This window comes from Corallococcus sp. CA047B (assembly GCF_003612065.1).
Lineage (GTDB): Bacteria > Myxococcota > Myxococcia > Myxococcales > Myxococcaceae > Corallococcus > Corallococcus praedator.
In genome coordinates this window covers 1-9566 of the sequence record NZ_RAWD01000345.1, presented here as the reverse complement: position 1 = coordinate 9566, position 9566 = coordinate 1, and the positions used below count along the sequence as shown (strand labels likewise).

Annotated in this window: 11 protein-coding genes; 9 read left to right on the top strand and 2 right to left on the bottom strand. The window is 69.9% G+C overall.

Going from position 1 to position 9566, the window contains the following annotated elements:
- The first annotated feature begins 146 nt into the window (after positions 1 to 146).
- The 4 genes from atpB (at position 147) to ychF (ending at position 3428) form a co-directional block, all read left to right on the top strand.
- Positions 147 to 1202, top strand: a complete 1056-nt coding sequence (gene atpB, locus D7X74_RS34995) for a F0F1 ATP synthase subunit A (RefSeq protein WP_120537336.1) — start codon at positions 147 to 149, stop codon at positions 1200 to 1202.
- 158 nt (positions 1203 to 1360) lie between these two features.
- A complete protein-coding gene (locus D7X74_RS34990; RefSeq protein ID WP_014400382.1) occupies positions 1361 to 1591 on the top strand; it encodes an ATP synthase F0 subunit C in 231 nt (76 codons plus the stop codon).
- 130 nt (positions 1592 to 1721) lie between these two features.
- On the top strand, positions 1722 to 2270 hold the full coding sequence (atpF, locus tag D7X74_RS34985; protein ID WP_120537335.1) for a F0F1 ATP synthase subunit B: 549 nt from the start codon (positions 1722 to 1724) through the stop codon (positions 2268 to 2270).
- A 45-nt stretch (positions 2271 to 2315) separates the two neighbouring features.
- Positions 2316 to 3428: a redox-regulated ATPase YchF gene (ychF, locus tag D7X74_RS34980; RefSeq protein WP_120537334.1), complete on the top strand. Its 1113-nt coding sequence runs from the start codon at positions 2316 to 2318 to the stop codon at positions 3426 to 3428.
- Positions 3429 to 3499: 71 nt separating this feature from the next.
- On the opposite strand, the gene D7X74_RS34975 is transcribed toward ychF, so the two are convergent.
- Complete coding sequence (locus D7X74_RS34975; protein ID WP_120537333.1) at positions 3500 to 3787, bottom strand: hypothetical protein; 288 nt, start codon at positions 3785 to 3787, stop codon at positions 3500 to 3502.
- Positions 3788 to 3872: 85 nt separating this feature from the next.
- The gene (locus D7X74_RS34970) at positions 3873 to 5198 is read right to left on the bottom strand and encodes a citrate synthase family protein (RefSeq protein ID WP_120537332.1); all 1326 of its coding nucleotides are present in this window, start codon (positions 5196 to 5198) and stop codon (positions 3873 to 3875) included.
- A 95-nt stretch (positions 5199 to 5293) separates the two neighbouring features.
- On the opposite strand from D7X74_RS34970, the gene D7X74_RS34965 reads away from it, so the two are divergent.
- From D7X74_RS34965 to D7X74_RS34945, 5 genes are all read left to right on the top strand, one after another.
- Positions 5294 to 6073 carry a class I SAM-dependent methyltransferase gene (locus D7X74_RS34965; RefSeq protein ID WP_120537331.1) on the top strand — a complete coding sequence of 260 codons (780 nt, stop codon included), beginning with the start codon at positions 5294 to 5296 and terminating at the stop codon, positions 6071 to 6073.
- 16 nt (positions 6074 to 6089) lie between these two features.
- Positions 6090 to 6590, top strand: a complete 501-nt coding sequence (locus tag D7X74_RS34960) for a cupin domain-containing protein (protein WP_120537330.1) — start codon at positions 6090 to 6092, stop codon at positions 6588 to 6590.
- 19 nt (positions 6591 to 6609) lie between these two features.
- Positions 6610 to 7110 (top strand): hypothetical protein, encoded by a 501-nt coding sequence (locus D7X74_RS34955; RefSeq protein ID WP_120537329.1) that lies wholly within the window; start codon positions 6610 to 6612, stop codon positions 7108 to 7110.
- Positions 7111 to 7167: 57 nt separating this feature from the next.
- A complete protein-coding gene (locus D7X74_RS34950) occupies positions 7168 to 8391 on the top strand; it encodes a hypothetical protein (RefSeq protein WP_120537328.1) in 1224 nt (407 codons plus the stop codon).
- A 141-nt stretch (positions 8392 to 8532) separates the two neighbouring features.
- Positions 8533 to 9566, top strand: a 1034-nt coding sequence (locus D7X74_RS34945; RefSeq protein ID WP_199741972.1) for a serine/threonine-protein kinase, incomplete at its 3' end; no start/stop codon positions are given.

Below are 9566 nucleotides of genomic sequence, written 5' to 3'. Positions count from 1 at the left end.
GGGCTGGGGTTGGCGTGGGTGGTGTCACGGAATTTGAGCGCGATCGCGTTCGTGGGCGGCTTCTTCGGCGTCTACTTCGCGCTGCAGTGGATCGAAGTCAGCTACGTGATGGCCGCGTCGAAAGACCCGGCGGGCGGAGACGAGTGATGCGCAAGGCAATGGTGCTGTTCGCCTGTCTGTTCGCGGGTAGCGTGTGGGCCTCCGACCAGGCCGGTGAGCACGGCTACGCGAACGAGGACAAGGACGCCGAGGGCGAGGACGTCGCCGGCTACATCCTGCATCACGTGTCCGACTCGAATGAGTACGAGTTCGAGATCCCGCTGAGCAACAACCACATCCCCATCCACCTGCCGCGCATCTTCATCCCCCTGCACGAGGGCGCCTGCGCGCCGGTGGCGGACCCGCACGGTGGCCACGGCGAGGTGTACCCGGGCCTGGGCGCCGGCTGCGTGGACCTCTCCATCACCAAGCACACGGTGATGATGTGGCTGGCGGCGCTCATCCTCATCGGCTCGCTGCTCATCTGGAGCAACCGCGACAAGACGAAGCTCGTCCCGCGCGGCACCGCGGCGAACCTCTTCGAGATGCTGGTCCTCTTCGTGCGCGACGAGCTGGCCATCAAGAACATCGGCAAGGAGGAGGGCCCCCGCTACGTGCCCTATCTCCTGACCGCGTTCTTCTTCATCCTCTTCATGAACCTGCTGGGCCTGTTCCCCTGGATGGCGTCCGCCACGGGCAACATCGCCGTCACGTGCGGCCTGGCGCTGTGCACCTTCTTCGTCACCCAGGTGGCGGGCATCCGCGCCGCCGGCGTCGGCGGCTACCTGAAGCACCTGACGGGCGGCGTGGCCCCCTGGCTGTGGCCCATCATGATTCCGGTGGAGTTCCTGGGCCTGTTCACCAAGCCCTTCGCCCTCACCATCCGACTCTTCGCCAACATGCTGGCGGGCCACATCGTCATCTTCTTCCTGCTGGGCCTCATCTTCATGCTCCGCAACCCCGCGGTGGCGCTGGTGAGCGTGCCGTTCGCCTTCGGCATCTACCTGCTGGAGCTGTTCGTGGCCTTCGTGCAGGCGTACGTGTTCACCATGCTGTCCGCGCTCTTCATCGGCATGAGCGTGGCCATGGGCCACCACCACGACGACCACGGCCACGCGGAAGGTGGCGCCAGCCACGACCACGGCAAGGCGCATCACATTTGAGCCGGGGGAGTTTCCTGGCCTGACTGGACGGGGCGCCTGGAGCACGGCGCGCCCCGGTTGAAGACCCGGCGGTTCGAAAGGCCGTCGGAGGTAGTCCTAAAGGGATTTCACGACCCCCCCACAAGCGGGTCCTGCCTCACCTGAAAGTACGTGTTCCCATGACCAACATCGCTCTTGCCTTCCTCGCCGCCGGTATCGGCGCGGGTCTCTCCATCATCGGCGCCGCGCTCGGCATCGGTAAGCTGGCGGCCGCCGCCATGGACGCCACGGGCCGTCAGCCGGCCGCGGGCGGCGACATCCGCACCACGATGATCATCGCCGCGGCGCTCATCGAAGGCGCCACGCTGTTCGCGCTGGTTGTCTGCATCCTGCTCGCCATCAAGGTCTGAGTCGGGTTGGCTTCACCTGGGAGCCGGCGCCTTCGTGAGGAGCGCGCCGGCCTCCTGGCAGCAGTGGCAGTGCCTGTCTCACCTGTTGTCTCCCGCTTTCCTTTTCGCCGCTCGCATCCCGGGACCCGCCATGTTCCTGCCCTCTGTTCTCGCCGCCAGCAGCTTCGTGGAGGTCCGTCCGGGCCTCATCTTCTGGACCATCGTCACCTTCGTCCTCGTCATGCTGGTGCTGCGCGCGAAGGCGTGGGGCCCCATCCTGTCGCTCGTGGAGGAGCGCGAGAAGCAGATCTCCAACGCCATCGAGAGCGCGAAGCGTGAGCGCGCCGAGGCGGAGAAGCTGCTGGCCGACCAGAAGACGGCCATCGCGGAGGCCCGTCGCGAGGCGGCGGAGATGATGCGCCGCAACACCGCGGAGATGGAGAAGTTCCGCGACGAGCTGATGGCCAAGAGCCGCAAGGAGGCGGAGGAGCTGAAGCTGAGCGCCCGCCGCGAAATCGACGACCAGAAGGCCAAGGCCATCGCGGAAGTGCGCGCCATGGCGGTGGACCTGGCGATGGACGTGGCCTCCAAGCTCATCAACGAGCGCATGGACGACTCCAAGCACCGCCAGCTGGCCGAGCAGTTCGTTCAGGGCCTGCCGGGTGCGACGAGCGCCACGGCGACCCGTCGCTCGGCGTAAGGCCGGGAAGTCTCTCGCCGCGCCCGTCTGTTCCAGGAATCCATCATGGCTCTCTCCATCGGCATCGTCGGTCTGCCCAACGTGGGCAAGTCCACCCTGTTCAACGCCGTGTCCTCCGCGGCGAGCGCGCAGGCCGCGAACTACCCGTTCTGCACGATTGAGCCGAACGTGGGCGTGGTGCCGGTGCCGGACGACCGCCTGGACCAGCTGACGGCGCTCATCAAGCCGCTGAAGAAGATCCCCACGTCGCTGGAGCTCGTGGACATCGCGGGCCTGGTGCGCGGCGCTTCCAAGGGTGAGGGCCTGGGCAACCAGTTCCTGGCGAACATCCGCCAGGTGGACGCGGTGCTCCACGTGCTGCGCTGCTTCGAGGACGACAACGTCACCCACGTCGAGGGCGGCGTGGATCCGGTGCGGGACCGGGACGTGGTCGACACGGAGCTGTGCCTCAAGGACCTGGAGACGGTGGAGAAGCGCCGCGACCGCTCGCTGAAGAACACCAAGCTGGGCGGCAAGGCGGCCGAAGAGGCCAAGGCCGAAGTGGCGGTGTTGGAGCGGGTGATGGCGGCCCTGGACAACGGCGTCACGGTGCGCGCGCAGAAGCTGAGCGAGGAGGAGCACGCGCCCCTCCAGGACCTGTTCCTGCTGACGGACAAGCCCGTGCTGTACGTGGCGAACATCAGCGAGGGCCAGATTGGCAAGGAAGACAGCGACCCGCGCGTGAAGGCGGTGCGCGACATGGCCGCCAAGGAAGGCGCGGGCGTGGTGGTGCTGGCGGCGGCGCTGGAGTCGGAGATCCAGCAGCTCCCCGAGTCCGACCGCGCTGGCTTCCTGGAGAGCAACGGCCTGACGGAGCCCGGCCTGCACAAGGTGGTGCGCGAGGGCTACAAGCTGCTGGGCCTGTGGACGTACTTCACGGTGGGCGAGCAGGAGTGCCGCGCGTGGACCATCCACAAGGGCTTCAAGGCGCCGCAGGCGGCGGGCGTCATCCACTCGGACTTCGAGCGCGGCTTCATCAAGGCGGAGGTCATGCGCTGGGAGGACCTGGTGAAGCTGGGCAGCGAGGCGGCGGTGAAGGAGAAGGGCCTGCTGCGCGTGGAAGGCAAGGAGTACACCGTGCAGGACGGTGACTGCATGCACTTCCGCTTCAACGTCTGACGCGCGGGTCCTTCACTCCGCCGTGACGTGCGGGCGCCGCCTTCCACTTCGGAAGGGGCGCCCGTTTCGTTTCAGCGCGGGCCGCTCAGCCAGGTGGAGACCCAGAGGCCCACGGCGAGCAGGGCCAGCACGGTGGAGAGGATGGCGGAGCGCTTCGCGCGGCCCTGGGGGTCCGGGTTGTTCTTCGCGTAGCGCCACACGCCGCCCACGCGCAGCACGAGGAAGAGGGCGAGGAGCACGGGGCCCACGACCTGCCAGCCCTCGGGGCGCTTGAGGACGACGATCCAGGAGGCGATGAAGGCCACGTTGCCGAGCAGCAACACGGCGGGATAGGGCAGGGAAGGGCGGCGTTCGCTCACGGGGCGGCAGTGTGCGCATCCCCGGGCGTGGCTCCAACCGAAACCTGCGCGGCGTGCACGGCAGGTGACACCGGTGCCGGTGGCCTCACGCGGGTTTCGGGGGAGTCTCCACGTAGCGTGCTCGGGGACGGAGCAGGTGGCCCTGTTCGCGCTGCTCCAGGATGTGCGCCACCCAGCCCGCCGTGCGGCCCAGGCTGAACAACACGGTGCCCGCGCCCGGTGGCAGGCCCAGGGCGTCCGCGAGCATCACCAGTCCGATGTCCATTGATGGAGGGGGATGTCCGGCGTCGCGCATGGTGTCGATGACAGCGCGAGCAATGCGCACCCGGAGGGATTCGGGCCTCACGCTCAACGCGGCCTCCACCAGCGGCGGCGTGCGCGGGTCGCCGTGCGTGTAGAGGCGATGGCCAAAGCCTGTCACCGCTTCGCCTCGGCGCAGGCGGCCGTGGATCACCTGGGCGGCGCGTTCGGGGCGGCCCACTTCCGTGAGCAGGGCTTCCACGCGGTCGCACGCGCCGCCGTGCTTGTGGCCGGAGACGGCCGCCAGCGCCGCGCTCATGCACGCGTACAGGTCCGCCCCCGCGGAGGCCGTCACCCTGGCGGCGAAGGTGGATGTGTTCAGTTCGTGGTCCGCGCAGAGAATCAGCGCGCGGTTGATCAGCTCCGGCGCGCGCTTCACCTTCGTGTCCCAGGCCGTGGCCAGCGACTCCGCCACCGTGTCTGTCTTCAACGCCCGGGACACGCGCCCCGGTGCCTGCGCCACGCAGACCCAGGCGCCCAGGTGACGGATGAGGCGACGGGCCCGTGCCTGTTCCTGCTCCGTGGGCGCGGCGAAGCGGCCCTCGTCGCTCGCGGCCAGCAGCGGCACCAGCGCGGCCAGGGCCGACACCGGTGGGGTTCCTCGCGGCAGCAGCGCCGCGAGCGCGGCGGGGGACAGCAATGACAGTTCTTTCGGTTGAGAACCCGTGGGGGATGGCTCCGACAACGGCCACCGCGTGGACACGGACGGCAGGTGCCCCGTCCACAGCAGCTCCGCCACGTCCTCGAAGCGGTGCCCTCCGGTGGCCAGCGCCACCGCGTCGTGGCCCCGGTACTGAAGCCCCTCCTCGCCAATCCTTGACACCGACGAGTCGATGACCGGCTCGCCCCAGCGCAGGGCCCCTGATGCCACGGCCGCGTGTCCCGCTCTCGCGTCGTGGCGCGTCTTCAGGCGATCCACGTCCGCGCGCAGGTAGCGGTTCTCCTTGGTGCCCTTCTCCGGCACGCACCGGATGAGCCCCCGGCTCACGTACGTGTAGAGCGTCGCCCGCTTCACCCCCAGCAGGGCCGCTGCCTCGTCCGCGCGCAGAAGCTCCTCCTCAGGTGGATGGTCGAATCGAGATTGAGAACGACCCCCGCTGCGACGCACCATGGTTCACGTGCCTCCCGGAAGTGGAGTCTCGACTCGACTGGATATCCTGTCGAGTCGAACCCTTCCCGACGGAGGCCTTCAAGCGGGGAGCGACCATGCCAGTGGACTTCGGACGCACGTCGTCGGACTACGCGAAATACCGGGCGGGGTTCCCGGATGCCTTCTTCACCCGGTTGGAAAAGGACGGCGTGTCGCGCCCCGGTCTGCGCGCCCTGGACCTGGGCACCGGCACGGGCACCATCGCCCGGGGACTGGCCCGGCGTGGCATGGACGTCACCGCGCTGGATGTGTCCGCGCCGCAGTTGGACGCCGCCCGGCAGCTCGCCCGCGACGAGGGCCTCACGGTGGACTTCCGTGTCGGCAGTGCGGAGGAGACGGGCCTGCCGTCGGGGTCCTTCGACCGCGTGTTCGCTGGCCAGTGCTGGCATTGGTTCAAGCGGGATGTCGCCGCGCGCGAGGTGCTCCGGCTGCTGCGGCCCGGCGGGCAGTTGATCATCGCCTGCTTCGACTGGCTGTCCTTGCCCGGCAACGTGGTGGAAGCCACCGAGGCCCTGATGGAAGGCTTCAGTCCCCGGGACCACCTGAACATCGACCGCTTCGGCCATGGCGTGGGTGTCTATCCGGAGTGGTTCCGCGACGTGTCCCTCGCGGGCTTCCAGTCCGTGACGTCCTTCACCTTCGATTCCCCCACGCCGTACACCCACGTGGGCTGGCGCGGACGCATTCGCGCCAACGCTCGGATTGGCGCCCTGCTTCCGCCGGCAGAGGTGGCCCGCTTCGACGCCGCGTTGGGTGCGCTCCTCGCCGAACGCTTCCCCGTGGATCCGCTGTCCGTTCCCCACCGTGTGTTCGCGCTCGTCGCCGAGCGCCCCTGAAGTCTGGAGTCCCGCCATGTCCTCATCGCATCTCGTGCATGAAGAAGACGTTCCCTGGACCGAGGTCGCCCACGGCACCCGCGTGGCGCTCAAGCGCAAGCAACTGGGCGCCGCCGCGCACGGGCGCAAGCTGGGGTGCAGCCTGGTGGAGCTGCCTCTGGGCCGCCGCTCGTGGCCGATGCACTACCACCTGGCCAACGAGGAGGCGCTCTACTTCCTGTCCGGCGCGGGCACGCTGCGCCTGGGGTCGGAAGAGGTGCCCGTGCGCGAAGGGGACTACGTCGCGCTGCCTCCGGGCGCTGGCACCGCGCACCAGCTCATCAACAGTGGGGCGGAGCCGCTGCGCTACCTGTGCTTCTCCACCATGGAGGAGCCGGACGTGCTCGTGTATCCGGACTCGAAGAAGGTGGGGGTGATGGCGGGCGCGGCTCCGGGCGGCGACAAGGCTTCGCGCACGCTTCATGTGAATCTGCCCCTGGCCGCGGCGGTGGATTACTGGGACGGCGAAGAGCCCTGATTGATAGGGTTCTCGGCCCATGGCCTCCCTGCTGGATGCGCTTGAACGCGAGCGACTGCTCAAGGACTCCGCCGCCGCTTCCGGGCAGGTGCCGCCGGGCGAGCCTCCCCATGTGTCGCTGCTGCGCCTGTGCGAGGCGGGGCTGCTCGTGGGCGGGCTCACCGTGGGATACGGCGTCCGTCCGGATGAGCTGGTGGGCTCGCTCACCGCGGCCATGGGTGGGGCGGCCCGGCGGCTGAAGATCGTGGACGTGCGCGAGCGCCCCGCGCTGGAACTGCACGTCGCGGCCGGGGACGTCACCGAGCGGTGGGAGGTGGAGGACGTGCCCGCGCTCGTGCACAACCTCAACGACCTCTACCGCGACGCGGCGGATGTGCGCGCGGTGGCCGTGCTGGGGGAATGGGAGGACTCCCTCCAGCTGCTGTGCGTGGAGCGCCATGCCCTGGGCCGGCTCTTGCGGCAGCCCTTCTTCGCGCCCGTCAATGCCCGCGCGCTCGCGGACCTGGTGGCTCCGCGCTGACGTGGGCTGGGGTGGGCCTCTCTCGACCGCGGACGCCCGCTGGGGCACCATGGGGGCATGCGGATCACCCTGGCCCTCATCGTTGGATTGCTCCTGGCGCAGGTCGCGCGCGCGGAGCCGGACTCCTTTGGACTGGGCACCGGTCGCGATGGCGCGCTGAGCGTCGTCGCGGGCAGGTCGGTCGTCACCGGTTCCGCCGTGCCCCTGCGGGTGGCCGCCACCGCGCGCGGGTCCGACGTGGCGGTGTCCGCCGGCACCGTGCTCGCGGCCGGCGACCTGGTGATGATCCACCACACCGGGGGCCTGTTGCCGCTGCCCACTCCCGGCGACGCGAAGGCCGTGGTGCTTCCCACGTCCGGCCCCGGCCGCTTCGAATTGGCGCGCGTGGCATCCGTGGACGCGGCGGCCGGCGTGCTCAAGCTGACCCAGCCGCTGCGCTTCTCCTATCCCGTGGCACGCACCCAGGTGTTGCGCGTGGGCGAGTTCACCGACGTGAACATCGAGGCCGGTGCGCGGCTCTCCGTGACGCCCTGGGACGGACGGTCCGGCGGCATCCTCGCGATGCTGGTGTCCGGCACGGTCACCAACGAAGGCCGCATCGACGCGGACGGCGCCGGGTACCTGGGCGGCGACTATCAGGCCCACGCCGGCCTCAAGGGGTGCACGGGCCTGGACCTGTCCCCGGCCCAGGGCGGCTCCGCGCGCGGCGAGGGCGTGGCGGGGACGACGTCCGGGAACAAGAGCGCCACGGGCCGTGGCAACCTGGCCAATGGCGGCGGTGGTGGCAACTGCGCCCAGGCGGGCGGTGGCGGCGGGGGCCATGGCGGCATCGGTGGCAATGGCGGCCGGTCCTCCGTCTCGGATGGGGCGCGGGTCGAGGGCGGTCTGGGCGGCGCGCCGCTGAGCTATTCCATGCTCGAGCGCTTCGTGTTCGGCGGCGGTGGTGGCGCGGGCGAGGGCACCGGCACTGACGGCACCAGCGGCGCGCAGGGCGGAGGCGGGGTGTTCATCCGGGCCCTCGCGTTCGAGGGCAAGGGCGTCTTCAGCGCTTCGGGCGTCTCGGCCAATGTCGCGGGAACTGACGGCGCGGGCGGTGGTGGCGCGGGCGGCCCCTCCGTCGGCGTGTGGTGCGGTCCGGACGCGGGCCTCACCCTGGAGGACACCAACAGTGTCGTCCCCGGCAATGGGGGCAACGGCGGCACGAGCACCGGCAACCCAGGGACGCCCGGCGCCCAGAGTCAGTCCATCGATTGCGTCATCGTCGACGCCGGAACGCCCTGACGCATCCGCACCGCCCGCTGCCCAACAGCAGCGGGCGTGAAAGCGCGACCCCAGGGCGAGTGCTTGTCCGCTCGCCCTGCGTGCTCCCGGCCTCTACTTCGCTTCCCGGGATTCCACCTGTTACGCTCCCCCGTGGTGGAGATGTCTTCCGAGCTGATCTGCGAAACCTGTGGCTTCACCGTCCCGTCCGACACGGCGGTGTGCCCTCGCGATGGCACTGTCGTGCTGTCGTCGTTCCAACCGACTCCGCCGGAACCGAAGGTCATCGTGGAGCACCAGGGCAGCGAAGCCACCGCCATCACCGACCCCCTCATTGGCCTGAAGCTGGGCGAGTACGAGCTGCGCTCCCGCATTGGCGTGGGTGGCATGGGGCTCGTGTACGACGGCATCCAGCCACTCATCGGAAAGCGCGTCGCGGTGAAGGTGCTGCGCCCGGAGCTGGCGCACTCCTCCGAACAGGTGGCCCGCCTCCTCGCGGAGGCCCGCGCCGTCAACGCCATCCGGCACCGCGGCATCATCGACATCTTCGGCTTCGGCCAGCTCCCCGACGGGCGTCAGTACATCGTCATGGAGTACCTGGACGGTCAGCCCCTCGACGCCATCCTCGCGGAGAAGGGCCGCATCCCCGTCGGTGAGGCGCTGGCGCTGCTCGAAGAGGTGCTCGCCGCCCTGGGCGCCGCGCACGGCGCGGGCGTGGTGCACCGCGACCTGAAGCCCAGCAACATCTTCCTGGTGCGCCAGCCGGACGGCTCGCGCTACGTGAAGCTGCTGGACTTCGGGCTCGCCAAGCGCGGCGAGGGCCCCACCGGCCGCACCGCGCAGACGCGCACCGACATGGTCGTCGGCACCCCGGAGTACATGGCGCCGGAGCAGGCCCGGGGCCAGTCCGTGGGTCCCATGACGGACCTGTACGCCATGGGCGTCGTCACCTTCGAGATCATCACTGGCCGGCTGCCCTTCATCGGCAGCTCGCCCGTGGACCTCCTGATGAAGCACGTGGAGGCGCGCCCGCCCCGGCCGTCGGAGTTCGTCTCCGACCTGCCGCCCGCCGTGGACGCCTTCATCCTGCAGATGCTCACCAAGGACCCGGAGACGCGCCCCAACTCCGCGGACGTCCTGCGCCAGCACCTGTCGCGCCTGCGCCGCACCCTCCGGGCCACCCGCACCAACCCCAC

Bases quoted from the DNA above. Each gene is read 5' to 3' on its own strand.
- atpB (WP_120537336.1), top strand. From the start codon at position 147: ATGCGCAAGGCAATGGTGCTGTTCGCCTGTCTGTTCGCGGGTAGCGTG.
- D7X74_RS34990 (WP_014400382.1), top strand. From the start codon at position 1,361: ATGACCAACATCGCTCTTGCCTTCCTCGCCGCCGGTATCGGCGCGGGT.
- atpF (WP_120537335.1), top strand. From the start codon at position 1,722: ATGTTCCTGCCCTCTGTTCTCGCCGCCAGCAGCTTCGTGGAGGTCCGT.
- ychF (WP_120537334.1), top strand. From the start codon at position 2,316: ATGGCTCTCTCCATCGGCATCGTCGGTCTGCCCAACGTGGGCAAGTCC.
- D7X74_RS34970 (WP_120537332.1), bottom strand. From the start codon at position 5,198: ATGGTGCGTCGCAGCGGGGGTCGTTCTCAATCTCGATTCGACCATCCA.
- D7X74_RS34965 (WP_120537331.1), top strand. From the start codon at position 5,294: ATGCCAGTGGACTTCGGACGCACGTCGTCGGACTACGCGAAATACCGG.
- D7X74_RS34960 (WP_120537330.1), top strand. From the start codon at position 6,090: ATGTCCTCATCGCATCTCGTGCATGAAGAAGACGTTCCCTGGACCGAG.
- D7X74_RS34955 (WP_120537329.1), top strand. From the start codon at position 6,610: ATGGCCTCCCTGCTGGATGCGCTTGAACGCGAGCGACTGCTCAAGGAC.
- D7X74_RS34950 (WP_120537328.1), top strand. From the start codon at position 7,168: ATGCGGATCACCCTGGCCCTCATCGTTGGATTGCTCCTGGCGCAGGTC.